Source organism: Kluyvera sp. CHPC 1.251 (assembly GCF_036759945.1).
GTDB lineage: Bacteria > Pseudomonadota > Gammaproteobacteria > Enterobacterales > Enterobacteriaceae > Kluyvera > Kluyvera sichuanensis.
On record NZ_JAPKIC010000001.1, the window covers coordinates 271,117 to 295,891 of the forward strand.

The 24,775-nt window shown below is 57.5% G+C and carries 21 protein-coding genes; 14 read left to right on the forward strand and 7 right to left on the reverse strand.

Translation table 11 applies throughout. The features are described 5' to 3' along the window. Nucleotides 1-24: 24 nt before the first annotated feature. Nucleotides 25-597, reverse strand: coding sequence for a DedA family protein (locus tag V6940_RS01215; protein ID WP_185666930.1), 573 nt, complete (start codon nt 595-597; stop codon nt 25-27). 154 nt (nt 598-751) lie between these two features. Here V6940_RS01215 and V6940_RS01220 point away from each other — a divergent pair, with 154 nt between their 5' ends. Both V6940_RS01220 and pbpG read left to right on the forward strand, forming a co-directional pair. Beyond that, nucleotides 752-1,339: a Yip1 family protein gene (locus tag V6940_RS01220; RefSeq protein WP_185666931.1), complete on the forward strand. Its 588-nt coding sequence runs from the start codon at nt 752-754 to the stop codon at nt 1,337-1,339. Nucleotides 1,340-1,519: 180 nt separating this feature from the next. Beyond that, nucleotides 1,520-2,473: a D-alanyl-D-alanine endopeptidase gene (gene pbpG, locus V6940_RS01225; RefSeq protein WP_185666932.1), complete on the forward strand. Its 954-nt coding sequence runs from the start codon at nt 1,520-1,522 to the stop codon at nt 2,471-2,473. Here pbpG and V6940_RS01230 read toward each other — a convergent pair whose 3' ends face one another. Both V6940_RS01230 and dld read right to left on the reverse strand, forming a co-directional pair. Then, nucleotides 2,474-3,028 (reverse strand): GNAT family N-acetyltransferase, encoded by a 555-nt coding sequence (locus V6940_RS01230; protein WP_333494984.1) that lies wholly within the window; start codon nt 3,026-3,028, stop codon nt 2,474-2,476. Nucleotides 3,029-3,170: 142 nt separating this feature from the next. Next, complete coding sequence (dld, locus tag V6940_RS01235; protein WP_333494530.1) at nt 3,171-4,892, reverse strand: D-lactate dehydrogenase; 1,722 nt, start codon at nt 4,890-4,892, stop codon at nt 3,171-3,173. Between the two features lie 198 nt (nt 4,893-5,090). Here dld and bglX point away from each other — a divergent pair, with 198 nt between their 5' ends. From bglX to V6940_RS01275, 8 genes are all read left to right on the forward strand, one after another. Beyond that, nucleotides 5,091-7,388, forward strand: a complete 2,298-nt coding sequence (bglX, locus tag V6940_RS01240; protein ID WP_333494531.1) for a beta-glucosidase BglX — start codon at nt 5,091-5,093, stop codon at nt 7,386-7,388. A 411-nt stretch (nt 7,389-7,799) separates the two neighbouring features. Next, the gene (locus tag V6940_RS01245; RefSeq protein WP_333494532.1) at nt 7,800-9,140 is read left to right on the forward strand and encodes a glycoside hydrolase family 28 protein; all 1,341 of its coding nucleotides are present in this window, start codon (nt 7,800-7,802) and stop codon (nt 9,138-9,140) included. Between the two features lie 62 nt (nt 9,141-9,202). Further along, nucleotides 9,203-10,765 carry an MFS transporter gene (locus tag V6940_RS01250; RefSeq protein WP_333494533.1) on the forward strand — a complete coding sequence of 521 codons (1,563 nt, stop codon included), beginning with the start codon at nt 9,203-9,205 and terminating at the stop codon, nt 10,763-10,765. A gap of 69 nt (nt 10,766-10,834) precedes the next feature. Beyond that, the gene (locus tag V6940_RS01255) at nt 10,835-12,070 is read left to right on the forward strand and encodes an MFS transporter (RefSeq protein WP_333494534.1); all 1,236 of its coding nucleotides are present in this window, start codon (nt 10,835-10,837) and stop codon (nt 12,068-12,070) included. Between the two features lie 71 nt (nt 12,071-12,141). Further along, the gene (gene osmF / locus V6940_RS01260) at nt 12,142-13,059 is read left to right on the forward strand and encodes a glycine betaine ABC transporter substrate-binding protein OsmF (RefSeq protein WP_333494535.1); all 918 of its coding nucleotides are present in this window, start codon (nt 12,142-12,144) and stop codon (nt 13,057-13,059) included. A gap of 12 nt (nt 13,060-13,071) precedes the next feature. Next, entirely contained in the window at nt 13,072-14,226 is a 1,155-nt protein-coding gene (locus V6940_RS01265) for an ABC transporter permease (RefSeq protein ID WP_333494536.1), read from the forward strand. Further along, complete coding sequence (locus tag V6940_RS01270; RefSeq protein WP_333494537.1) at nt 14,219-15,166, forward strand: ABC transporter ATP-binding protein; 948 nt, start codon at nt 14,219-14,221, stop codon at nt 15,164-15,166. The genes V6940_RS01265 and V6940_RS01270 overlap by 8 nt, the downstream gene beginning before the upstream one ends. After that, nucleotides 15,150-15,887, forward strand: coding sequence for an ABC transporter permease (locus V6940_RS01275; protein WP_333494538.1), 738 nt, complete (start codon nt 15,150-15,152; stop codon nt 15,885-15,887). Before V6940_RS01270 ends, V6940_RS01275 begins: the two co-directional genes overlap by 17 nt. On the opposite strand, the gene V6940_RS01280 is transcribed toward V6940_RS01275, so the two are convergent. Both V6940_RS01280 and V6940_RS01285 read right to left on the reverse strand, forming a co-directional pair. Then, complete coding sequence (locus tag V6940_RS01280) at nt 15,862-15,975, reverse strand: protein YohO (RefSeq protein WP_333494539.1); 114 nt, start codon at nt 15,973-15,975, stop codon at nt 15,862-15,864. The two genes, V6940_RS01275 and V6940_RS01280, sit on opposite strands and share 26 nt — an antisense overlap. Before the next feature lie 59 nt (nt 15,976-16,034). Beyond that, a complete protein-coding gene (locus V6940_RS01285) occupies nt 16,035-16,754 on the reverse strand; it encodes a MerR family transcriptional regulator (protein WP_333494540.1) in 720 nt (239 codons plus the stop codon). Nucleotides 16,755-17,088: 334 nt separating this feature from the next. On the opposite strand from V6940_RS01285, the gene V6940_RS01290 reads away from it, so the two are divergent. From V6940_RS01290 to V6940_RS01300, 3 genes are all read left to right on the forward strand, one after another. Further along, nucleotides 17,089-18,774, forward strand: a complete 1,686-nt coding sequence (locus V6940_RS01290; protein WP_333494541.1) for a sensor histidine kinase — start codon at nt 17,089-17,091, stop codon at nt 18,772-18,774. Beyond that, a complete protein-coding gene (gene btsR, locus V6940_RS01295; protein WP_333494542.1) occupies nt 18,771-19,490 on the forward strand; it encodes a two-component system response regulator BtsR in 720 nt (239 codons plus the stop codon). Before V6940_RS01290 ends, btsR begins: the two co-directional genes overlap by 4 nt. A 175-nt stretch (nt 19,491-19,665) precedes the next feature. Next, entirely contained in the window at nt 19,666-20,133 is a 468-nt protein-coding gene (locus V6940_RS01300) for a DUF1456 family protein (RefSeq protein WP_333494985.1), read from the forward strand. A gap of 100 nt (nt 20,134-20,233) precedes the next feature. Here the strand turns inward: V6940_RS01300 and V6940_RS01305 are convergent, their stop codons facing one another. Next, entirely contained in the window at nt 20,234-21,331 is a 1,098-nt protein-coding gene (locus tag V6940_RS01305; RefSeq protein ID WP_333494543.1) for a Fic family protein, read from the reverse strand. Nucleotides 21,332-21,487: 156 nt separating this feature from the next. After that, on the reverse strand, nt 21,488-23,521 hold the full coding sequence (gene metG / locus V6940_RS01310; RefSeq protein ID WP_333009718.1) for a methionine--tRNA ligase: 2,034 nt from the start codon (nt 23,519-23,521) through the stop codon (nt 21,488-21,490). A gap of 139 nt (nt 23,522-23,660) precedes the next feature. Here metG and apbC point away from each other — a divergent pair, with 139 nt between their 5' ends. Further along, nucleotides 23,661-24,770 (forward strand): iron-sulfur cluster carrier protein ApbC, encoded by a 1,110-nt coding sequence (apbC, locus tag V6940_RS01315; RefSeq protein ID WP_333494544.1) that lies wholly within the window; start codon nt 23,661-23,663, stop codon nt 24,768-24,770. Nucleotides 24,771-24,775: the final 5 nt, after the last annotated feature.

Sequence of the window (24,775 nt, forward strand, 5' to 3'; positions counted from 1 at the left end):
CCTATAACCCGGCCCATGCCGGGTTTATTCCTGCGGTTTTTTCGCTTCGCGATGCTTCATCCACCAACGAACGGCAATCACCAGCGCGACCACCAGCACCAGCCAGATGAGATGCTTCAGATGTTTATCCAGATGATGCAGCCACGGGCCAATGGCTTCACCGCCAAGGTACCCAAGCGTGGTGAACAGCAGCGCCCAGATTAACGCGCCCAGAATATTCAGCGGCAGGAAGATCTTCGGCGGCAAACCGCTGGCGCCAATCAGCAGCGGCCCAATGACGCGGAAACCGTACATAAAGCGGGTGCCAATCACGAACAGGTAGGGACGGCTTTTAATCAGCCGCTGTGCCTTGCGAATGCGCGCCTGGTGGCGTGAAAAACGTTTAAGCAGCCGCCCACCAAACCGCCGACCAAGCAGGTACAGCAACTGGTCGCCAATCATACCGCCCAGCGCTACAGAAATGACCACTAGCGGAAATTTTAACAGACCCTGATGCGCCACCACCCCGCCGAGCAGCGTAATCGTTTCGCCCTCCGCCATACTGCCAATCACCAGCGCAGCGTAACCATAGTGGGAAATCAGGTTATTGATATCCATGCAAACACTCACTCCTTACTGCATCAATCCTTTAATCATACACCCTCACGCGAGAAGTGCGGCTGCGTCTATTTTTTTCGTTGTACATAAAACAATCTATTTATGTGAATTATACTTAGAGCAACGTGGTACGAAGCCGTGCTGAGGAGGCGTTATGAACCATGTATGGGGACTCTTCTCCCACCCTGATAAAGAGATGCATGTGATCCGTAGTGAGAACGAAACCGTCTCTCACCACTATATGCATCATGTGCTGGTGATGGCGGCCATTCCGGTGGTGTGCGCGTTTATCGGTACCACCCAGCTTGGCTGGAACTTTGGCGAAGGCACCGTGGTCAGGCTTTCACTGATGACCGGGATTGGGCTGGCGATACTCTTCTACGCGCTGATGCTGGCGGGCGTAGCGGTGATGGGCCGGGTTATCTGGTGGATGGCGCGCAACTACCCGCAACGTCCTTCACTCAAGCGCTGTATGGTGTTTGCCGGCTACGTGGCGACGCCAATCTTCCTGAGCGGTATCGTCGCGCTCTATCCGCTGGTGTGGTTGTGCGCGCTGGTGGGAACGGTAGCGCTGTTCTACACCGGGTATTTGCTCTACGTCGGTATTCCTACCTTCCTCAATATTAACCGGGAAGAGGGGCTGAGCTTTGCCAGTTCCACCCTGGCAATTGGGGTGCTGGTACTCGAAGTACTGCTGGCGCTGACCGTGGTGCTGTGGGGCTACGGATACAGGCTGTTTTAACTCGCTGAATGCATTGCTGATGTGAATGTAGATTCCGTCAGCAATGCAGCATTTATTCACTATTCTTTTCTGGTAGATGCCGCGTACTCCGCGCTATGATGAGCCATTCCGCTTCGTACCCCTTAGGTACGAGGCGGTTGTCTATCATAATGTGCATAAATAACCACCAGAATACTCACCATGCAGAAATTTCGCGTTTCCCTGCTGAGCCTTGCCTTTGTGCTGGCTTTGCCTTTTGCGCCTCAGGCGAGTGCTAAAACGGCCGTCACCGCCGTTGCCTCGCAGCCGGAAATTGCTTCCGGTAGCGCGATGATTGTTGATCTTGAAACGAACAAAGTTATTTACGCCAACCAGCCGGATCTGGTGCGCCCGATGGCCTCTATCACCAAGCTGATGACGGCGATGGTGGTGCTGGACGCGCATTTGCCGCTGGATGAGATCCTGACGGTGGATATCAGCCACACGCCAGAGATGAAAGGGATTTACTCCCGCGTGCGTCTGAACAGCCAGATCAGCCGTAAAAATATGCTGCTGCTGGCGCTGATGTCTTCAGAAAACCGTGCGGCGGCGAGCCTGGCTCACCATTATCCTGGCGGCTATGACGCGTTTATCCGGGCGATGAACGCCAAGGCAAAATCGCTGGGGATGACCAATACCCGCTACGTTGAGCCAACCGGGCTGTCGATTCATAACGTGTCGACCGCGCGTGACCTGACGAAGCTGCTGATCGCCACCAAACAGTACCCGCTGATTGGTCAGCTCAGCACCACCAAAGAAGACACCGCGACCTTCGCCCATCCGGCCTACACGCTGCCGTTCCGCAATACCAACCATCTGGTGTATCGCGATAACTGGAGCATTCAGCTGACCAAAACCGGTTTTACCAACGCCGCGGGTCACTGCCTGGTGATGCGCACCGTGATGAACAAGCGCCCGGTGGCGATGGTGGTAATGGATGCGTTCGGTAAATTTACCCACTTCGCCGACGCCAGCCGTCTGCGTACCTGGGTAGAAACCGGGAAAGTGATGCCGGTACCTGCGGCCGCGCTGAGCTATAAAAAGCAGAAGGAAGCCCAGGTGGAAGGCGATATCGCCAGAGCCCAGAAGAGCGGGCAGACCACCCAGGACGATTAATTACTCGGGCAGCGTCCAGTCACCGTCGTTGAGTGGACGCTGCATGATTACCGTATCCCGCCAGTCACCCATCTTGTAGCCCACGCTACGCAGTTGACCCACCACCTCGAAACCGTGCTTTTTATGCAGGCGCAGCGAACCGGTATTGTTATTGCCATCGCCAATCACTGCCAGCAGTTGCCGCCACGGACCTTGCTCACAAATCGTAATCAACGCCGTTAACAGGCGACTGCCGATGCCGTGCGCCGTCATGGTGGTGTCGACGTAGATAGATTCTTCAAGGGTGTAACGGTAGGCCGGGCGAGGGCGGTAGTGGTTTGCATAGCAGTAACCGACCACTTCGCCGCGATAGAGTGCCACCAGCCACGGCAGGCCCTGTTCCTGAATACTGCGCATCCGCTGCTGCATTTCATCAATGGACGGCGGCACCTCTTCAAACGAGGCGCGGCCATTAAGAACGTGCCAGGCATACAGTGCGGCAATGGCTTGGACATCGTCAGCCTGCGCGTCACGGATTTCAACATCGCCGTCGCGGGTGACATCAAGCGTAGACATCATTGTATTCCTTATGGTTTCCATCGTTAATCTGGCGCTATGTAGGCCTGATAAGCGTAGCGCCATCAGGCATGGTGCGTCACGTTGCCGGATGGCGGCGTATCCGCCTTATCCGGCCTACAATGAACCTCCCAACATCTTCTCACACGTCGGTTTTTTCGCCCCAATATTTGAGCTTACTGGTTTTACCGATCCCCGGGTTCATGCTGTTGGTGGGGTCGTTCTCGCGATAATGGCGCTTCAGGTTTTCATCTGCTTCATACAGATGCCCCACGTTATGCTCCGCAGGGTACTGCGCGCCGCGCTCCCGCAGCAGGGCCAGCATCTGCTCTTTGACCTCGTGCGGATCGACCCCTTTCTTGACGATATAATCCTGGTGGAACACGTAACACATAAAGTGCCCGTAATAGAGCTTATGCACCAGCTTGCTGTCGATCTCTGCCGGCAGATGCTCAAACCACTCCGTATCGTTACGGCGCAGCGCGATATCCAGCGCCAGAATATCTTCCACCTCATCGGCGTGAACCGCCTGGTAGCGGATGGCCGCGCCCGCCGCCGCGAAGCGGTGCAGGAACGCTTTGCTGCCTTCTTCTGGCGTGCAGACGAAGAAGTCACCTTCTGCATCTTTAAAGTATTCGGTCAGCCACGCCTGCGCTTCATCAATGCCGTCACCGGACATTTTCAGCAGCAGGTGATGCTCGTACTTATCGCGCCAGGTTTTCATGCGCTCCGGCAGATGCGCCGGGAAGGCGTGCCCCAGCTTTTGCATAAAGCGGTCGGTGAAGTGCGGCTTGAACAGCGACACTTTTTCCAGCATCGCATCTGCGCGACCCTTCATGGTGAAGAAGAACGGCATTTTGTCGGTGCCGAGCTTGTCGATCATCAGGAAGGTATCTTTGCCGTACTGCTCAGCAATATCGTAGATATCGCGGTGCATATATTCGCCCGCGACCGGCAGGTTTTTGAACTCGGCCAGAATATGGCGGCGAATCTCGGTCAGCACGTCAGGCTGATTGGTGCCGATATAGAACACCTGCTGACGTTTTTCCGCCGGGAAGGTGTCGAGGCGCACCGCAAATACCGCCAGCTTGCCCGCACAGCCGGAGGATTCAAACAGACGTTCAGGGTCTGCGTTATAGCGCGCTGGCGTATCCGCGTTCACGTCGCGCACGCGGTTCACGTAGTCATAGTCATGAGCGTGGCGACCATCGTGCTGCACATCGCTGTCTTTGACGCGCTCGTCGTCAAGCTTGCTGAGGATCTGCTCCGGGGTCTCGCCAAGGTCAATGCCCAGATGGTTAACCAACGTCAGCTTGCCTTGTTCATCAATGCGCGCAAACAGCGACATTTCGGTATAGGCCGGGCCGCGCTGCACCAGCGAACCGCCGGAGTTGTTGCAGATACCGCCAATCACCGAGGCGCCGATACAGGAAGAACCGATTACCGAGTGCGGCTCACGGCCAAAGGGCTTCAGCGCTTTTTCCAGCGAATAGAGCGTAGTTCCCGGCCATGCCAGTACCTGCTCGCCGTTATCCAGCAGGTGCAGCTTATCGAGGCGCAGGGTGCTGATAATGACGATATCGCGGTCGTAGTCGTTGCCGCTTGGGGTTGAACCTTCGGTCAGACCGGTGTTGGCGGCCTGCATCAGAATAATTTTGTCGGCGTTGACGCAGGCGTTCAGCACGCGCCACAGCTCAAGCAGGGAGCCGGGGAAGACCACGGCCAGCGCGTCGCCGTGGCCAGAACGGAAGCCTTTGCGATAGCGAGCGGTTTTAGCGGGGTCGGTCAGCAGGTGGGCATGACCAACCAGGCGGGAGAGTTCGTTAATCAGCGCATTATTATCAGTTGTGGTTTGAGAAGACATTCTCCACTCCTTGTGGCGAGACAAATTTGTCGTTTCTAAGAATAGCGCTTTGTATGATCATTTGGTGAGTGAATGTTTCTAAAAATCAGAGAATAACCTTAGCTTTCTGTACCGCCGTCATTTAAGTTTATGGCAAACTGCGTTTTTTCATCGACTCTCGCCGCGCTATTCGGCATGGAATAAAGAGATTACAAGAATATGAAATGGCTACTTTCTGTTGGCGTCGCCGTGAGCCTGGCGCTGCAACCCGCTCTGGCGGAGGATCTGTTCGGCAACCACCCACTCACGCCGCAGGCGCGTGACGCCTTTGTGACCGGTTTGCTTAAGAAGATGACGGTCGATGAAAAAATCGGTCAGCTGCGCCTGATTAGCGTCGGACCGGACAACCCGAAAGAAGCCATTCGCGACATGATTAAAGAAGGGCAGGTCGGGGCGATTTTTAACACCGTTACCCGCCAGGATATCCGCGCCATGCAGGATCAGGTGATGTCCCTTAGCCGCCTGAAAATTCCGCTGTTCTTCGCCTATGACGTGGTGCACGGTCAGCGTACCGTCTTCCCGATAAGCTTAGGGCTCGCCTCTACTTTTAACCTCGATGCGGTGAAAACCGTGGGCCGCATTTCGGCCTATGAAGCGGCCGACGACGGCCTGAACATGACCTGGGCGCCGATGGTCGACGTGTCCCGCGACCCGCGCTGGGGCCGAGCGTCTGAAGGCTTTGGCGAAGATACCTATTTGACCTCCATCATGGGTGAAACCATGGTCGGCGCGATGCAGGGTAAAAGCCCGGCAGACCGCTACTCGGTGATGACCAGCGTGAAGCACTTCGCAGCCTACGGTGCGGTCGAAGGCGGTAAAGAGTACAACACCGTCGACATGAGCCCGCAGCGCCTGTTCAACGACTATATGCCGCCGTACAAAGCAGGGCTGGATGCTGGCAGCGGCGCGGTAATGATCGGCCTGAACTCCCTGAACGGCACACCGGCCACCGCCGACGCCTGGTTGATGAAAGACGTATTGCGTAAGCAGTGGGGCTTTAAAGGTATTACCGTTTCCGACCACGGGGCCATCAAAGAGCTGATTAAACACGGCGTGGCCGCCGACCCGGAAGATGCGGTACGCGTCGCGCTGAAAGCCGGTATCGACATGAGCATGAGCGACGAGTTCTACAGCAAATACCTGCCGGGGTTGATTAAGTCGGGCAAGGTAACGATGGCGGAACTCGACGATGCCACGCGCCACGTGCTGAACGTCAAATATGATATGGGGCTGTTTAACGACCCGTACAGCCACTTAGGGCCGAAAGATTCTGACCCGCAGGACACCAACGCGGAAAGCCGCCTGCACCGCACCGAAGCGCGTGAAGTCGCGCGTCAGAGCCTGGTGCTGCTGAAAAACCGTCTGGAAACCCTGCCGCTGAAGAAAAATGTCACTGTTGCTGTAGTTGGCCCGCTGGCCGATAGCCAACGCGACGTGATGGGTAGCTGGTCTGCCGCAGGCGTTGCCGCGCAGTCGGTGACCGTGTTGACCGGTATCAAGAACGTCATGGGCAACGAAGGCAAAGTGGTGTATGCCAAAGGGGCTAACGTTACCAACGACAAAGGCATCGTCGATTTCCTGAACCTGTACGAAGAAGCGGTAAAAATTGACCCGCGCTCGCCGCAGGCGATGATTGATGAAGCGGTTGAAGCGGCGAAACAGTCCGATGTTGTTGTTGCCGTGGTCGGGGAAGCGCAGGGGATGGCGCATGAAGCCTCCAGCCGCACTGAGCTTTCCATTCCGAAAAGCCAGCAGGATCTGATTGCCGCGCTGAAAGCCACCGGCAAACCGCTGGTCTTAGTGCTGATGAACGGGCGTCCGCTGACGCTGGTGAAAGAAGATCAGCAGGCTGACGCCATTCTGGAAACCTGGTTTGCTGGTACCGAAGGCGGTAACGCTATCGCCGACGTGCTGTTTGGCGACTACAACCCGTCCGGTAAGCTGCCGATGTCCTTCCCGCGCTCCGTGGGGCAGATCCCGCAGTACTACAGCCACCTGAACACCGGTCGCCCGTACAATGCCGACAAGCCGAACAAGTACACCTCGCGCTACTTTGATGAAGCGAACGGCCCGCTCTATCCGTTTGGCTACGGCCTGAGCTACACCACCTTCTCGGTCTCCGACGTGAAGCTGTCCGCGCCAACCATGAAAGCGGGCGGCAGCGTGACCGCCAGCGTGCAGGTGACCAATACCGGCAAGCGTGAAGGGGCAACGGTTATCCAGATGTATTTGCAGGATGTCACCGCCTCAATGAGCCGTCCGGTTAAGCAGCTGAAAGGGTTTGAGAAAGTGACCCTCAAGCCGGGTGAAACCCAGACCGTCAGCTTCCCGATTGACGTCAACGCGCTGAAGTTCTGGAACCAGCAGATGAAGTACGCGGCGGAGCCGGGCAAGTTTAACGTCTTTATCGGTGTGGATTCAGCGCGCGTGAAGCAGGGCGAGTTCGAGCTGCTGTAAGGATTACCCTCACCCCGACCCTCTCCCTAAAAGGGAGAGGGAGTGTGCAAACCTCCAGACCACACCGAACGGTTCCCTCTCCCCCTTGGGGAGAGGGTTAGGGTGAGGGGGCAATCCCCCAACCCTGACTCCCGCACCGCTTTGTGATCCTCCTCCCAATTTATCCCCCATTTCTTCTCTATCTGCGTCAACCCACCGCTTTTCTCCCACCAAACTCAATCAATATGTGACCGCCGTCACTCATCAAATCCCGCCGCCTCGCCGTTTTGTGCGCTTGCTCAAAAGCGATGACCGGGGGCCATAACCGGCGTGATGCCATTCACTAATACGTAAAAAAGCCCCTATCTGCCCGGCGAGAGAATCGGCGGAACCGCGTTAAATGCAGCTATCTCAACCTACGCAGGTAGCTACATGAAGATTTCATTGCATAACACCGCCCTCGACCGCAGCGGCAACACCCCGCTTACCGCGCAGCTTCAGCAGTTGATTGATGAAATCGACCGCGCGGGTGGCGGCACGCTGGTGGTCTCTCCGGGCGACTGGATGACCGGCACGCTGGTCCTGCCGTCGAACTTTACCCTGCATCTGGAAGCCGGGGCGCGCCTGCTGGCGAGCCCTCATGCTGAGGATTATCCCGCTGAGCTGACGCAAACCGTCGCCGAACTGTCCCGCATGGCGCTGATTTATGCGCGCAACGCTCACCACATTACGCTCAGCGGTGAGGGCTGCCTGACGGGCGGTGCCAACGCCTGGTTTTCTGCCAGCGCCGATGCCCAGGGCTACCGCCAGCCGAAAACCATGCGCCCACGCATGCTGGTGCTGGAAGGCTGCCAGCAGGTGCGCATCCGCGATATCACCATCAGCGACTCGCCGATGTGGACCGCACATCTGGTGAGCTGCAACCAGGTGTTTATCCAGAACCTGACCATTGATAACGATCTGGCGCTCTCCAACACCGACGCGCTGGACATCGACAGCTGCCAGCACGTGCATATCAGCGACAGCTACTTCAGCGCCGCCGATGATGGCATCTGCGTGAAAACTACCCGTAAGCCAGAAGGGCTTCAGCAGCCGACGCGCCACGTGGTGGTCAGCAACTGCCTGATCCGCTCGAAAAGCTGCGCCATCAAAATTGGCACCGAAACCTTCGCCGACATCAGCCATATCGCGGTGCATAACTGCTCAATCTTTGAGTCCAACCGCGGCATTGGCCTGGTCTCCCGCGACGGCGGCCAGTTCAGCCAGATGATCTTCAGCAACATCCTGTTCGACTGCCGTCACGGCCACCCGTGCCACTGGGGCAAAGCCGACCCGGTATTTATCTCGGTGCGCCACCGCGACCCGCAGGTGCAGCCGGGAAGGGTTGAGGACATTACCTTCAGCCAGCTTTCTGGGGTGAGTGAAGGGGCCATCAACCTGCACGCGGAAACGCCGGGCGATATCCGCCACGTCACCTTCAACGGGCTTTCATTGCAGCAGCTTACCGGCCCGTCCGATGAGCAGGGCTGCTATGACATTCGTCCGCCGTGCAACCCCGCAAGCCCAACCGGGATGGGGCTCGACAACGCCTACCGCGTGAACCCACAAACTGGCCGCGCCTGGGGCGTGGATGCCTATCCGGGCGGCCTGCCTGCGCTGTACGCCAACGGGGTGAGGGGACTCACGCTTAACGATTTGCGCATACGCCGCCCGCAGCCGCTGCCGCAGGGCTGGAGTGAGCATGCCATCGTGCAGGAAAACGCCGACGCCTGATGCTATTTGACGACGGCGCGGCTTGCGGCCTCGCCGTCCTGTTATGTTCAAGGGGATGGAAAATGATAAAAAAAGTGCGGGAGATAAAACTCCACAACTATATCTGTTACGGCCTGGCCGATGTTATCGGTTCAGGGGCTTTTACTCTGGTGAGTGCCTGGCTGCTGTTCTTCCTGACCACCTTCTGCGGCCTGACGCCGATTGAAGCAGGTTCACTGTTTGCCGTGGCGCGTATCGTCGATGTGATCATGTGTCCGTGCATGGGCTACATCTCCGATAACTTCCACAAAACGCGCCTCGGTCGTCGCTTTGGCCGTCGTCGTTTCTTCCTGCTGCTGAGCATTCCGCTGGTGGCGGTCTACAGCCTGCTGTGGGTGCAGGGCTTTAACTACTGGATGTACCTGCTGGTCTACATTCTGTTTGAAATCGTCTACTCAATGATTTTGATCCCGTACGACACGCTGTCGGCCGAGATGACCAATGACTTTACCAAACGCTCTAAGCTGACCAGCGCCCGTATGTACATTGCGCAGTTCGCGGGCTTCACCGCCGCGTTCCTGCCGGGCCGACTGCTGGCCTACTTTGGCTCTGATTCGGCGATATCGTTCTTCTACGCCGGGGCGATTTTCACCGTTGCCTTTATGGTGGTGCTGTTCTTCGTCTACTTCGGTACATGGGAACGTTCGCTGGAAGAGATTGAGCAGAGCGAACGCAGCGTTGAGACCGAAGAGAAGCCGCCGCTGAGTAAGCGCCTGTTCGATATCTACTACGATTTTGTCTCTACCCTGAAAATCAAAACCTTCCGTTCTCACCTGGGGATGTATCTGGGCGGTTCGGTCGCGCAGGATATCTTTAACTCCGTCTTTACCTATTTCGTGGTCTTTGCCCTGGCGACCTCTTCCGTTGTGGCCAGTAACCTGCTGAGCGTCATCAACGGTCTGCAGTTCTTCGGCGTCGGCGTCGCCACCTGGCTGACCTTGCGTTACTCGCCGTCTCGCGCGTTTGCGACTCAGGCGCTAATGGCGCTGGTGGCGTTTGCCCTGTTCGCGGTGACCTATCTCTACGGCTCGACCAGCATGTCGATGCTGTATCTGGCAGCAGGCGTGGCCGGTCTGGCGCGCGGCGGTATCTACTCCATTCCATGGAACAACTACACCTTCGTGGCGGATGTGGATGAAATTCTGACCTGTAACCGCCGTGAAGGGATCTTTGCCGGCTTTATGAGCCTGCTGCGTAAAGCGTCCCAGGCGTTCTCCATCTTCCTCGTTGGCGTGGCGCTGCAGATGTCCGGCTTTATCACCGGCCACACCAGCCAGCCGCAGTCGGCGATTAATATGATCCTCGCCATCATGATTATTCTGCCGGTTCTCCTGACCCTGTGGGGCATCTGGTCGGCCTTCCAGTTCAAAGTGAACAGCCGTACCCATGCGGTGCTGAATGAAGAAGTAGCGCGCCTGAAACAGGGCGGCAGCAAAGCAACCGTGACGGCAGAAACCAAAGAGGTGATCGAAAGCCTGACCGGGATGCCGTACGACCACTGCTGGGGGGATAACACCGTCGGCCACGTCAACCGCAGTCTGCTCAAAGCCAAACAGCATCAGTTAGCGCAGTTGAAAAACGCGTAAAACCAAACAAATAAACACCTTGTAGCCCGGGCGAGCGCAGCGACCCCGGGATTTTTTTGGATAACAGAAATGACCGATCAAAGTTTATATATTCAACAGGGCATCTGGGCGCGCCTCGGCCTACCGCGTGAGCTGGTATGGGGATTCGTGGGCGTCTTCCTGTTTATTACCGGGGCAACCATCGAACAGAGCTGGCTGGCCTCGCTGCTGCAACAGCGCGGGCTTGATGCGGTACACATCAGCCTGCTGTCATCCGTCTTTGGTCTGTGCGTGGCGGCGATTTCGTGGTTTTCCGGCATTGGCGCGGGCGTGCTTGGCGTACGTCGCCTGATGTGGCTGGCGACGCTACTCTACTTTGTCGGCTCAGTGCCGTTTATTTTCGTCGCGCTGCCGGACGGCAACTACCCATTGATGATGGTGAGCTACGCGGTGCGCGGCATGGCCTATCCGCTGTTCGCCTACTCGTTTCTGGTGTGGATTAACCAGCGCTGCGAAAGCCGGATCCTCGGCCGTGCCGTCTCCTGGTTCTGGATTGCCTTCGGCGTCGGCATGACCATCGTCGGGCCGTGGTTCTCCGGCTTTATGATCCCGCGCTTGGGGGAGACCACTACCTTACTCTCCGGCTTTATCTTTGTGCTGGCGGGCTGCGGCTGCGCGCTGCTCCTCAACCGCGATAAACCGCAGTGGCAGCAGGATGGCGCGGTCGGCAAGGCGCTGGCGGAAGGGATTATCGTACTGGTGCGCGAGCCGAAAATGCGCCTGGCAGTGGTGGTCAAAACCATCAACGATATCGGCAAGTTCTCGCTGGTGATTCTGATGCCGGTCTACCTGCCGCGCTTTGGCTTCAGCATTGAAGAGTGGCTGACTATCTGGGGGCTGGTGAACGTGGTGAATATCTTCGCCAACTATTTCTTCGGCTGGCTGGGCGATACCATCGGCTGGCGTAACACCGTGGTCTGGTTTGCCGGAACGCTCTGCGGCGCGTCGGCGCTGGCGGTGTGCTATGCACCGGTACTGTTTGGCCATAGCATCGTGGCGATGGTTATCGCGCTGGCGATTTATGCCATCGGCCTTGGCGCGTTCGGCCCGCTGAGTGCGCTGATTCCCTCGCTGCTGCCGGAAAATAAAGGCGCGGCGATCTCCTGCCTGAACCTTGGATCTGGCCTGAGTAATTTTGTCGGGCCATTTATCGTCACCCTGTGTGTTAACCCGCTCGGCGTGGAAGGCACGCTATGGGTTATCGCACTGCTGTACTTCGCCGCGAGCTTGCTGACGATCCCGTTAACGATCCCGAAAAAGGGCTGATTGCTGAGATTTCGTCTACGCTTTTTACTTAAGCGCCTGTTAATTGAGCGCAAATAATAAGAGGAAAGCGTATGACGATGGCAAGGGGATGGACGGCGTCACTGGTACTCCTGGCGGCGGTTGCGCTGCCGTTACAGGCCGCGGAGCCGGTAAAAGTCGGTTCTAAAATTGATACCGAAGGAGCGCTGCTCGGGAACATTATCCTGCAGGTGCTGGAAAGCCACGGCGTCAAAACGGTGAATAAAGTTCAGCTTGGCACCACGCCGGTGGTGCGCGGCGCTATCACCTCCAATGCGTTGGATATTTACCCGGAGTACACGGGCAACGGCGCATTTTTCTTCAAAGATGAAACCGACGCGGCCTGGAAAAATGCGGCGGCGGGCTACGAGAAAGTGAAAAAGCTCGATGCCGAGAAAAATCATCTGATCTGGCTGACCCCCGCACCGGCGAATAACACCTGGACCATCGCCGTGCGTAAAGAGCTGGCAGAACAGAACAAACTCACTTCGCTGGCCGACCTGAGCGGCTATCTGAAAAAAGGCGGCACCTTTAAGCTGGCGGCCTCTGCTGAATTTATCGAACGCCCGGATGCGCTCCCGGCGTTTGAAAAAGCCTACGATTTTAAACTGAGTCAGGACCAGCTGCTGTCGCTGGCGGGCGGGGACACCGCCGTCACCATTAAGGCGGCGGCACAGCAAACCTCGGGCGTCAATGCGGCGATGGCCTACGGCACTGACGGCCCGGTGGCGGTGCTGGGGCTTCAGACTCTGAGCGACCCGAAAGGCGTGCAGCCGATTTATGCGCCAACGCCAGTGGTGCGTGAAGCGGTGCTGAAAGCCTATCCGCAACTGGACGAATGGCTGAAACCGGTGTTTGCGAGCCTCGATGAAAAGACCCTGCAAACGCTGAACGCGAAGATTGCGGTCGAAGGGTTGGACGCCAAAACCGTGGCGGCGAAATACCTGAAGCAAAAAGGGTGGGCGAAGTAATCGGTTAATCGCATGCCTCGTTGTACTCATCGCGTGGTGGCGCTGCTGGCGGTTTTACTGCTGGCGGCCGCCGCGCTGCCATTTGTCAATTTCGCCCCGAATCGTCTGGTATCGGGCGAAGGTCGTTGGCTATGGCAAATCTGGGATTTCCCTCCGCTTATCCTGTTGATTATTCCGGCGCTGTTTTTGTGGTTTAGCTGGCTGCCCGGTCGGTTGCCGAGTCTGTTGATTCTGCTGCTGGCCGAAGGCGGCTTTGCGCTCCTGCTGTGGGCGAGCGGCGAGGCCGCGCAGCAACTGGCGCAGAGCAGCAGCCCGCTGGCGCGAACCTCGCCGGGGAGCGGGCTATGGCTGGGCTTACTGCTGATGCTGCTGAGTTGCAGCGAGGCCATTCGCCGCCTGACGCTGCATGCGCGGTGGCGCTGGCTGCTGAATGTGCAGCTGTGGCTGCTGCCTTGCTGGCTGCTGTGGAGCGGGGCGCTTGATGGCCTGTCGCTGATGAAAGAGTACGCCAACCGGCAGGAGACCTTTAACGATGCCTTGAGCCAGCACCTGACGCTGCTCTGGGGCACACTGCTGCCGGGACTGCTGCTTGGCGTGCCGCTCGGCATGTGGTGCTGGCGGCATCCGGGGCGGCAGTCGAGCGTGTTTACCGTTCTCAATATTATCCAGACCATCCCTTCGGTGGCGCTGTTCGGCCTGCTGATTGCGCCGCTTGCCGGACTGGTGCAGCGCTTCCCGTGGCTGGCGAATGTCGGCGTGGCGGGAACCGGGCTGGCCCCGGCGCTGATTGCGCTGGTGCTCTACGCGCTGCTACCCCTCGTACGCGGCGTGGTTGCTGGTATGCAGCACGTTTCGCCGCAGGTGCTGGAAAGCGCCGCGGCGATGGGCATGAGCCGTGCTCAGACTTTTCTTCGCGTGCAGTTACCGCTGGCGCTGCCGGTGCTGTTGCGTAGCCTGCGGGTGGTGACCGTACAGACGGTTGGCATGGCGGTGGTGGCGGCGCTGATTGGCGCGGGTGGCTTCGGAGCGCTGGTGTTCCAGGGGCTGCTCAGCAGCGCGCTGGATCTGGTGCTGCTTGGCGTGATCCCGACCATCGCGATGGCGGTTATCGCCGACGCCCTGTTCAGCCTGGCGGGCAGCTTATTACAAGGAGAGACCGATGATTGAATTCTTCCAGGTCAACAAATCGTTCGGTCACCATCCGGCGGTAAAAAACCTCTCATTGCGGCTGGCAGAAGGGGCGTTTTCGGTGCTGATTGGTACCTCCGGTTCGGGCAAATCCACCACCCTTAAGATGATTAACCGGCTGGTGGAGCCCGATAGCGGGACAATTCGTTTTGCCGGGCAGGATATCCGCGAGCAGCCGCTGCTCGCCCTGCGCCGACGTATGGGCTATGCCATTCAGTCGATTGGCCTGTTCCCGCACTGGACGGTGGCGCAAAATATCGCCACCGTGCCGCAGCTGCTGAAATGGCCGAAGGCAAAGGTCGATGCGCGCATCGATGAACTGATGGCGCTGCTGGGGCTGGAGCCGACGCTGCGCACGCGATTCCCGCATCAGCTCTCCGGCGGCCAGCAGCAGCGCGTCGGTGTGGCGCGAGCGCTGGCGGGTGACCCGGAGGTGTTGCTGATGGATGAACCCTTCGGTGCGTTGGATCCGGTGACGCGCGGCGCGCTTCAGCAGGAGATGCGTCGTATTCACCAGCTGTTAGGGCGCACCATCGTGCTGGTGACCCATGATATTGACGAAGCGCTACGTCTGGCGGACAACATTATCCTGCTGGACGGCGGCGAGGTGGTGCAGCAGGGCACGCCGCTCCAGTTGCTTAGCCAGCCGGGCAGCGAATTTGTGCGTACCTTTTTTGGCCGCAGCGAGCTGGGCGTGCGCCTGCTGTCGCTGCGGCGGGTGGCGGACTACGTGCGCCGCGGCGAGCAAGCCGAGGGTGAGGCAATTATTGCCACTTCGTCGCTGCGCGATGCGCTCTCCGGTTTTATGGACCAGCGGCGCACCGTTTTGCCGGTGGCGGATGAGGCGGGAAGGGCTTACGGCACGCTGCATTTTGCTGACCTGCTACGCGAGGATCCAAGCGATGCGACTATTCCGTGACCCGCTGCTGTGGCTGCTGGCGCTGTTTATCGGACTGCTGGTAGGGCTGCCCTACAGCGAGCCGCTGTTTCACCTGCTGTTTCCTGAGCAGCCGCGCCCGCTCTATCAGCAGGCGGGCTTTTTGTCGCTGACGCTGGCCCATGCCTGGCTGGTGGGGGTTTCCAGCCTGACGGCGATCGTCATTGGGGTGAGTGCTGGTGTGGCGGTAACGCGCCCGGCGGGCAGTGAATTTCGCCCGCTGGTTGAGACGCTGGCGGCAATGGGACAAACTTTTCCGCCGGTCGCGGTGCTGGCGCTGGCGGTTCCGGTGATGGGTTTCGGTGAAAAACCAGCCATTATTGCACTGATCCTGTATGGCATTCTGCCGGTATTGCAAGGCACGTTAGCCGGGCTGGCGGCAGTACCGCTGAGTGCGTTGAGCGTGGCAGAAGGGATGGGAATGTCGGGCTGGCAGCGGCTGCGTCAGGTGGAGCTACCGTTAGCGGCGCCGGTTATCGTGGCGGGCGTGCGGACCTCGGTTATCGTCAATATCGGTACGGCAACCATCGCCTCCACGGTGGGCGCGAATACGCTAGGCACGCCAATTATCATCGGCCTGAGTGGGTTCAACACGGCTTACGTGGTGCAGGGGGCTATTCTGGTGGCGCTGGCGGCGATTATCGTCGACCGCGCCTTTGAGCGACTGAGTCGACGGCTCAGCCAACACCGCCGCGCACAATAAATGAATAGCCTGCGAGCATCACGCCGCCAATACCGCTAATGGCCATCAGGGCAAAAATGAAGATCGCGGCAAGTTTGGTAGACTTCATGGTGTACTCCTTTTGTTAACCAAAAGATTATACCGCGAAGCTGGTCTGTTAACGAACGATTAATTTGTGGGAAGTGCGAAGGCCACGCCCTCTTCCTGCCAGCAGGCGAGCTGCTGTCGCTGCAAGGCGCTGGGTGACACACCGCACCAGATAAGCAGCGTCTGGCCGGGGAACAGCTCCGGCTGCACGTGGGTGAGCGTATGAGCCAGCACGTCAACGCGCCAGCCCTGCTCGCAGGCGACCCAGCTCTCCAGCCACAGGCGCGTCATATCGGTGACGTTCCAGCCGACCACCAGCGCGTGCGGCCCCGATTTACGTCGGCCGGAGGCGAGATTCAGCGCGATGTCGTTAATCAGCACGCCGTCGAGCAACCCCAGCAGCGTTTGCTGGGCAAACTGCGCGCTCTGTAACCGCTGGCGCAGTGGGTTAAACAGGCAGTCGACCAGCGTGCGGGCGCTGTGGCTGCGGCGCAGATCTTTGACCCACAGGCGCAGTGGGTGCAGATGACCGCTGCGCAGATAGCTCAGCACCTTTTCCTGCTGCTCCCGCCAGCCGTCCTGCTGCTCGCTGAGCAGCCCTTTGACTTTGCCTACCTGAACGCCGTTTTCTATCCAGCGCTGGATCTCGCGGATGCGGTCGATATCGTCATCATTAAACAGGCGATGGCCGCCGTCGGTGCGCTGCGGCTTCAGCAGCGCGTATCGCCGCTGCCAGGCGCGAAGCGTCACCGGGTTAATATCACAGAGCTGTGCGACTTCACCAATCGTATAAAGCGCCATCTTTTCCTCCGGCATGCGATATCCCATTTATACACTTCATCCTTCAAGCCGCCTCGGCGTTGGCTGCGCTCGCTCACCCCAGTCACTTACTAGAGTAAGCTCCTGGGGATTCACTCGCTTGCCGCCTTGATGCAACTTGAATGATTTTGTGTATAACTTTAGACGGGGATTACCGGCGCGGCCTGCTTTGATTGTTTTTTATCCACTTCGCGACCATGGTGATGGATAAAATGTGATCGGTAGCATTTTTTGCACTTTTTTTGCCAGGTTTCAAAGAAAGTTATGCCAACTGTGTGTATGTTACGCAGTTTTATTTCTGCTGTGGTGAACGGGTATGTACGAGTTTAATCTGGTGTTGCTGCTGCTTCAGCAGATGTGTGTTTTCCTGGTCATCGCCTGGTTAATGAGCAAAACGCGTCTCTTTATCCCGCTGATGCAGGTTACCGTGCGCCTGCCGCACAAGCTGCTCTGCTACGTCACGTTCTCCATTTTCTGTATTCTCGGCACCTATTTTGGCTTGCACATTGAAGACTCGATTGCCAACACCCGCGCCATTGGTGCGGTGATGGGCGGCCTGCTTGGCGGCCCGGTGGTCGGCGGGCTGGTAGGGCTGACCGGCGGCTTACATCGCTACTCGATGGGCGGGATGACCGCGCTTAGCTGCATGATCTCGACGATGGTTGAGGGGCTGCTTGGCGGGCTGGTGCACAGCCTGCTGATCCGTCGTGGCCGCCCGGACAAAGTATTCAGCCCGTGGACGGCTGGGGCGATCACTCTGGTGGCGGAGCTGGTGCAGATGCTGATTATTCTGCTGATTGCCCGCCCGTTCGAAGACGCGCTGCATCTGGTGCAGAGCATTGCCGCACCGATGATGGTCACCAACACCGTGGGTGCAGCGCTGTTTATGCGCATCCTGCTCGATAAGAGGGCGATGTTTGAGAAATACACCTCGGCCTTTTCCGCCACCGCGCTGAAGGTCGCCGCCTCGACGGAGGGGATCCTGCGTAAGGGCTTCAACGAAGAGAACAGCATGAAGGTGGCGCAGGTACTGATTCAGGAGCTGGATATCGGCGCGGTGGCCATCACCGACCGCGAGAAGCTGCTCGCTTTCACCGGCATCGGCGAAGATCACCATCTGCCCGGCAAACCTATCTCCTCACGCTATACGCAAAAAACGATTGAGACCGGCGAGGTGGTCTACGCCGACGGCAACGAAGTGCCATATCGCTGCTCGATTCATCCCAACTGCAAGCTCGGCTCGACGCTGGTGATCCCGCTGCGCGGTGAGAACCAGCGGGTGATAGGCACCATCAAACTGTACGAGGCCAAAAACCGCCTGTTCAGCTCCATCAACCGTACGTTAGGCGAGGGCATTGCCCAGTTGCTGTCGGCGCAGATTCTGGCCGGGCAGTATGAGCGGCAGAAAGCGCTGCTGACCCAGTCGGAGATCAAGTTGCTGCACGCGCAGGTCAACCCGCACTTCCTGTTTAACGCCCTGAATACGCTCAAAGCGGTGATTCGCCGCGACAGCGAACAGGCGAGCCAGCTGGTGCAGTATCTGTCGACCTTTTTCCGCAAAAACCTCAAACGCCCGTCGGAGATTGTCACCCTGGCGGATGAAATTGAGCACGTGAACGCCTACCTGCAAATTGAGAAGGCGCGTTTTCAGTCGCGGCTGCAGATACATCTGGATATCCCCGACGCGCTGGAGCATCAGCAGCTTCCGGCGTTCACCCTGCAGCCGATTGTCGAAAATGCCATTAAGCACGGCACTTCGCAATTGATGGATGTCGGCGAGATTACGCTGCGCGCCCGCCAGCAGGGCAGGCATCTGGTGCTGGACATCGAAGATAACGCCGGGCTGTATCAACCCAATACCTCGTCCAGTGGGTTGGGCATGAGCCTGGTGGACAAGCGTCTACGGATGCGTTTTGGCGACGAATGCGGGATTGCCGTCGCCTGCGAACCGGACCGTTTTACCCGGGTCACTCTGCGCTTACCTCTGGAGGAGAATGCATGATTAAAGTGCTGATTGTTGATGACGAGCCGCTGGCGCGAGAGAACCTGCGCGTCCTGCTGCAAACGCAGGAGGATCTTGAGATTGTGGGCGAGTGCGCCAACGCAGTAGAAGCCATCGGCGCGGTGCATAAGCTACGCCCGGACGTGCTATTTCTCGATATCCAGATGCCGCGCATTAGCGGGCTGGAGATGGTCGGCATGCTTGACCCGGAACATCGCCCCTACATCGTGTTCCTGACCGCTTTTGACGAATACGCAGTGAAGGCCTTTGAGGAGCACGCGTTTGATTATCTGCTCAAGCCGATTGAAGAAAAACGGCTGGAAAAAACGCTGATGCGTCTGCGTCAGGAGCGGGCGGTGCAGGATATGTCGGTGCTGGGCGAAAACCAGCAGGCGCTGAAGTTTATTCCCTGCACCGGACACAGCCGGATTTACCTGCTGCAGATGGACGACGTGGCGTTTGTCAGCAGCCGGATGAGCGGCGTGTACGTCACCAGCGGTGAAGGTAAAGAGGGCTTTACCGAGCTGACCTTACGCACGCTGGAGAGCCGCACGCCGCTGATCCGCTGCCATCGTCAGCATCTGGTGAACATGGCGCATCTGAAGGAGATTCGTCTGGAGGATAACGGCCAGGCCGAGCTGCTGCTGCGTAACGGGCAGACCGTGCCGGTAAGCCGCCGCTATTTGAAGACCTTGAAAGAAGCACTGGGGTTATAATTCGTGTATACTCGTCGCGCTTCAAGTTGCAGCGGCGTTGGCTGCGCTTGCTCACCCCAGTCACATAGTTTGCTATGCTCTTGGGGATTCGCGCGCTTGCCGCCTTGCTGCAACTCGAATCGCTTAGAGTATAAATTTGCCCACCGTATTTTTCACCATCACCACCGAAGGCACTATGGTCAGTAACGATATTTTACGCAGCGTCCGCTACATCCTGAAAATGAACAACAACGATCTGGTGCGTATTTTCGCGCTGGGCGAAGCCGAAGTCAGCGTTGAACAACTGGCGCCGTGGCTGCGCAAAGAGGATGAGGAAGGCTTCGTACGTTGCCCGGACATTATGCTGTCGTGCTTCCTGAACGGCCTGATCTACGAAAAACGCGGCCGCGACGAATCTGCGCCAGCGCTGGCGGTGGAACGCCGTATCAACAACAACGTGATGCTGAAAAAACTGCGTATCGCGTTTGCGCTGAAAACCGACGATATTCTGGCGATCCTGACCCAGCAGCAGTTCCGCGTCTCCATGCCGGAAATCACCGCCATGATGCGTGCACCAGACCACAAAAACTTCCGCGAATGCGGCGACCAGTTCCTGCGCTACTTCCTGCGCGGCCTGGCGATTCGCGAGCACGCCGCGAAGTAATTTCACGTTTTTCCCTGGCGGCGCTAAGCGTAGCGCCGCCAGGGATGCTCGAAACCTAAAAAATACTCAGACCTGATAACTATCTCGCCATCAGGCATTCCTAACTTACCATCGGCAGTTTGTAGCGAACGCTACGCCCTCCAGCCTCGCCGGTTTGCAGAAAACCAAGTTCACACAATTGTGCCAGATGGCGCGTTGCCGTCGCCCGACTCACTCCGGCAACGGCTTTATACTGCGTGTTGTTGATTCCCAATTCAAAATCACCGTCCAGCATCCGATTAAGTACTTTGACCTGCTCTGCGTTGAGCGAGGAAGCATCAAAAAAGCGCCAGTACTTTGCCTTGAATACTGTCTGTGCGATAAGTTCCTGCGTTTGCTCAATAGAGGTCTTTAGCGTATTGAGGAACCAGATTAGCCACACGGTGATATCCAGCTCACCTTTTTGCGTCTTTTCTATCACCTCATAGTACGCTTTACGTTGCTCATTGATGGTGCGTGACATGGCATAGAGACGAACGGTTCGCTGTTCCGCCTGGGCAAGCGCCAAATCCATAATCAGCCGCCCAATCCTGCCGTTCCCATCTTCGAAGGGGTGAATAGTTAAGAACCAGAGATGGGCGATGCCGGCACGTAACAGCGGATCAAGGCTGGTATCCTGTCGGCTCTCGTTAAACCAGGTCGTAAACGCGCTGATTTCCACGTTGATACGTGACGCTTCCGGGCCTTCAAAGTGAATAACTGGTTTGTCTATTCGACCTGAGACCACCTGTACTGAGCTATCACGGAACTTGCCACCGACAATTGTGTGTAGGATGGTGTGGTTTTCAGGAAAGAGCAGGTGATGCCAGTGCAGTAGTCGCGCCTCGTTTAATGGGGCATCCAGATTGTTAATGGCATCCAGGGCTGATTCGACCAGGCCTTCTGTTTTTTTATCGACCGGATAGGGGAGATCGGTTTGAACGCCGAGGTGAACGGCGAGCGATGAACGTACCGAGTGCGCATTGAGTTGTTCACCCTCAATATCGCTGGAGTAAATGATGTTGGCCAAAATCGCGTCAAGCGTGGTTTGCGCCGCATCGGCGATTTGACTGCTACCGTAGAGTGTGCCCTGCAGGAACTGCGTTTCGCGCAACAGTGGGGAGAGTTGTTGTCGATCCCAATGGAATGCGGGCCATTCTTTTTGCTGCCAAATCCACATATGTTTTCTCCCCCTGAGCTAAATACCGGCATTATTCGACTCATATAATGAGTAGAATGCTAGATGTAAATGACTCATAGGTCAATGCAACGGAAAGGGAGAGTATTATTACGGACCAATAAAAAACGCTGCCGAAGCAGCGTTTTTTTATGCAGATTATTTCACCTGCTGGCCTGGTTGCGCACCGTCATCCGGGCTTAACAGGAAGATATCTTTCCCGCCAGGGCCTGCGGCCATCACCATCCCTTCCGAGATGCCGAAACGCATTTTACGCGGTGCCAGGTTGGCGACCATGATGGTCAGGCGACCAATCAGCGGCTGCGGGTCCGGGTAGGCGGAACGGATGCCGGAGAAGACATTGCGCTTCTCGCCGCCGAGATCCAGCGTCAGGCGCAGCAGCTTATCGGAACCTTCCACGAACTCGGCGTTTTCAATCAGCGCCACGCGCAGGTCAACTTTGGCGAAATCGTCAAAGGTGATGGTTTCCTGAATCGGGTCGTCCGCCAGCGGGCCGGTGACCGGGGCTGCGGTTGCTTTTACTTCTTCTTTAGACGCTTCCACCAGCGCTTCCACCTGTTTCATTTCAATACGGTTATACAGCGCCTTGAAGGTGTTGATCTTGTGACCGACCAGCGGCGTGTTGATAGCATCCCAGCTCAGTTCGGTGTTGAGGAATGCTTCGGTACGGGCGGCCAGCTCTGGCAGAACCGGTTTCAACCAGGTCATCAGCACGCGGAACATGTTCAGACCCATGGTGCAGATAGCCTGCAGGTCGGCATCACGGCCTTCCTGTTTTGCCACCACCCACGGTGCCTGCTCGTCAACGTAGCGGTTAGCCACGTCGGCCAGCGCCATGATTTCGCGAATCGCTTTACCGAATTCACGGCTTTCCCACGCTTCGCCAATGCTTGCTGCCGCGTCGGTGAAGGTTTTGTATAGCTCAGGATCAGCCAGTTCAGCGGACAGTACGCCGTCGAAACGCTTAGCGATAAAGCCCGCGTTACGGGAAGCCAGGTTTACCACCTTGTTCACGATATCCGCGTTGACGCGCTGGATGAAGTCTTCCAGGTTCAGGTCGATATCGTCGATACGGGAAGAGAGCTTCGCGGTGTAGTAGTAGCGCAGGCTATCGGCATCGAAGTGCTTGAGCCAGGTGCTGGCTTTAATGAAGGTGCCGCGAGACTTGGACATCTTCGCGCCGTTCACCGTCACATAGCCGTGTACAAACAGGTTGGTCGGCTTGCGGAAGTTGCTGCCTTCCAGCATTGCTGGCCAGAACAGGCTGTGGAAGTAGACGATGTCTTTACCGATAAAGTGATACAGCTCGGCGGTAGAGTCTTTCTTCCAGTATTCGTCGAAGCTTACGGTGTCGCCGCGCTTGTCGCACAGGTTCTTGAACGAACCCATATAGCCGATTGGCGCATCCAGCCAGACGTAGAAGTATTTGCCCGGCGCATTCGGGATTTCAAAACCGAAGTACGGTGCGTCGCGGGAGATATCCCACTGCTGCAGGCCGGATTCAAACCATTCCTGCATTTTGTTTGCTACCTGCTCCTGCAGCGCGCCGCTGCGGGTCCACGCCTGCAGCATTTCGCTGAAGGACGGCAGGTCAAAGAAGAAGTGCTCAGACTCGCGCATCACTGGGGTCGCGCCAGACACCACGGATTTCGGCTCGATAAGCTCGGTTGGGCTGTAGGTCGCGCCGCACACTTCGCAGTTATCGCCGTACTGATCCGGTGATTTACATTTCGGGCAGGTGCCTTTAACGAAACGGTCCGGCAGGAACATGCCTTTTTCCGGATCGTACAGCTGAGAGATGGTGCGGTTTTTAATAAAACCGTTCTCTTTCAGGCGACCGTAAATCAGCTCGGACAGCTCGCGGTTCTCGTCGCTGTGCGTCGAGTGATAGTTGTCATAGCTGATGTTAAAGCCCGCAAAATCAGTCTGATGCTCCTGACTCATTTCGGCAATCATCTGCTCTGGGGTAATGCCCAGTTGCTGTGCTTTCAGCATGATTGGCGTGCCGTGGGCATCGTCCGCGCAGATGAAGTTAACCTCGTGGCCGCGCATTCGCTGGTAACGGACCCAGACATCAGCCTGGATGTGCTCCAGCATATGGCCGAGGTGGATGGAGCCGTTGGCGTACGGCAGTGCGCACGTTACCAGAATCTTCTTCGCGACTTGAGTCATAGTGGGTATTACTTCTTCTGTTTTAAAAAAGGGGTTTTGATATTACCAAAAGGGTAGAGGGTGTGCCATATATGGATGCCGCTTACCTGTGGTAGACTTAGGCGTACTGAAAGCATGTTAAAACAACAAAGGAGTCGGGATGAACTCAGAATCCCAGGCCAAATCACCTGAACGTCTACGTGCGATGGTGGCCGGCACGCTGGCAAACTTCCAGCACCCCACCCTTAAGCACAACTTAACAGCGCTGAAAGCGCTGCACCACGTCGCCTGGCTTGACGACACCGTGCACATCGAACTGCAGATGCCGTTTGTCTGGCATAGCGCCTTTGAAGAATTAAAAGAGCAAACCAGCGCGGAACTGCTGCGGGTCACCGGGGCGAAAGCCATCGACTGGAAGCTGTCGCACAGCATCGCCACGCTGAAGCGCGTGAAAAATCAGCCGGGCGTTAACGGCGTGAAAAACATTATTGCCGTCAGCTCTGGCAAAGGCGGGGTGGGGAAATCGTCCACCGCCGTGAACCTGGCGCTGGCGCTGGCCGCGGAAGGGGCGAAAGTGGGCATCCTCGATGCCGACATTTACGGCCCGTCCATTCCGAACATGCTGGGCGCAGAAAATCAACGCCCAACTTCGCCGGACGGCACCCATATGGCGCCGATTATGGCGCATGGACTCGCCACTAACTCTATCGGTTATCTGGTGACGGACGACAACGCCATGGTATGGCGCGGCCCAATGGCCAGCAAGGCGCTGATGCAGATGCTGCAAGAGACGCTGTGGCCGGATCTCGACTACCTCGTGCTCGACATGCCACCGGGTACCGGTGATATCCAGCTGACGCTGGCGCAGAACATTCCGGTGACCGGGGCCGTGGTCGTCACTACGCCGCAGGATATTGCGCTGATCGACGCCAAAAAAGGCATCGTGATGTTCGAGAAGGTGGAAGTGCCGGTGCTGGGTATCGTGGAAAACATGAGCATGCACATCTGCAGCAACTGTGGTCACCACGAGCCGATTTTCGGCACCGGTGGCGCAGAGAAGCTGGCGGAGCAGTATCACACCCAGCTGCTGGGTCAAATGCCGCTGCACATCAATCTGCGTGAAGATCTGGATAACGGTACGCCAACGGTGATTGCGCGTCCGGACAGTGAATTCACCGAGATTTATCGTCGACTGGCGGGGCGCGTTGCGGCGCAGCTCTACTGGCAGGGCGAAGTGATTCCTGGCGACATCGCGTTCCGCGCGGTGTAACGGGG

Excerpts from the sequence above, each read along its gene's own strand:
- osmF (WP_333494535.1), top strand. The coding sequence starts at position 12,142 with ATGACGATGGCAAGGGGATGGACGGCGTCACTGGTACTCCTGGCGGCG.
- V6940_RS01230 (WP_333494984.1), bottom strand. The coding sequence starts at position 3,028 with ATGTCTACGCTTGATGTCACCCGCGACGGCGATGTTGAAATCCGTGAC.
- pbpG (WP_185666932.1), top strand. The coding sequence starts at position 1,520 with ATGCAGAAATTTCGCGTTTCCCTGCTGAGCCTTGCCTTTGTGCTGGCT.
- btsR (WP_333494542.1), top strand. The coding sequence starts at position 18,771 with ATGATTAAAGTGCTGATTGTTGATGACGAGCCGCTGGCGCGAGAGAAC.
- V6940_RS01220 (WP_185666931.1), top strand. The coding sequence starts at position 752 with ATGAACCATGTATGGGGACTCTTCTCCCACCCTGATAAAGAGATGCAT.
- V6940_RS01280 (WP_333494539.1), bottom strand. The coding sequence starts at position 15,975 with ATGAAGTCTACCAAACTTGCCGCGATCTTCATTTTTGCCCTGATGGCC.
- V6940_RS01305 (WP_333494543.1), bottom strand. The coding sequence starts at position 21,331 with ATGTGGATTTGGCAGCAAAAAGAATGGCCCGCATTCCATTGGGATCGA.
- bglX (WP_333494531.1), top strand. The coding sequence starts at position 5,091 with ATGAAATGGCTACTTTCTGTTGGCGTCGCCGTGAGCCTGGCGCTGCAA.
- V6940_RS01245 (WP_333494532.1), top strand. The coding sequence starts at position 7,800 with ATGAAGATTTCATTGCATAACACCGCCCTCGACCGCAGCGGCAACACC.
- V6940_RS01285 (WP_333494540.1), bottom strand. The coding sequence starts at position 16,754 with ATGGCGCTTTATACGATTGGTGAAGTCGCACAGCTCTGTGATATTAAC.
- V6940_RS01215 (WP_185666930.1), bottom strand. The coding sequence starts at position 597 with ATGGATATCAATAACCTGATTTCCCACTATGGTTACGCTGCGCTGGTG.
- V6940_RS01290 (WP_333494541.1), top strand. The coding sequence starts at position 17,089 with ATGTACGAGTTTAATCTGGTGTTGCTGCTGCTTCAGCAGATGTGTGTT.
- V6940_RS01270 (WP_333494537.1), top strand. The coding sequence starts at position 14,219 with ATGATTGAATTCTTCCAGGTCAACAAATCGTTCGGTCACCATCCGGCG.
- apbC (WP_333494544.1), top strand. The coding sequence starts at position 23,661 with ATGAACTCAGAATCCCAGGCCAAATCACCTGAACGTCTACGTGCGATG.
- V6940_RS01250 (WP_333494533.1), top strand. The coding sequence starts at position 9,203 with ATGATAAAAAAAGTGCGGGAGATAAAACTCCACAACTATATCTGTTAC.
- dld (WP_333494530.1), bottom strand. The coding sequence starts at position 4,892 with ATGTCTTCTCAAACCACAACTGATAATAATGCGCTGATTAACGAACTC.
- V6940_RS01255 (WP_333494534.1), top strand. The coding sequence starts at position 10,835 with ATGACCGATCAAAGTTTATATATTCAACAGGGCATCTGGGCGCGCCTC.
- metG (WP_333009718.1), bottom strand. The coding sequence starts at position 23,521 with ATGACTCAAGTCGCGAAGAAGATTCTGGTAACGTGCGCACTGCCGTAC.
- V6940_RS01300 (WP_333494985.1), top strand. The coding sequence starts at position 19,666 with ATGGTCAGTAACGATATTTTACGCAGCGTCCGCTACATCCTGAAAATG.
- V6940_RS01265 (WP_333494536.1), top strand. The coding sequence starts at position 13,072 with ATGCCTCGTTGTACTCATCGCGTGGTGGCGCTGCTGGCGGTTTTACTG.
- V6940_RS01275 (WP_333494538.1), top strand. The coding sequence starts at position 15,150 with ATGCGACTATTCCGTGACCCGCTGCTGTGGCTGCTGGCGCTGTTTATC.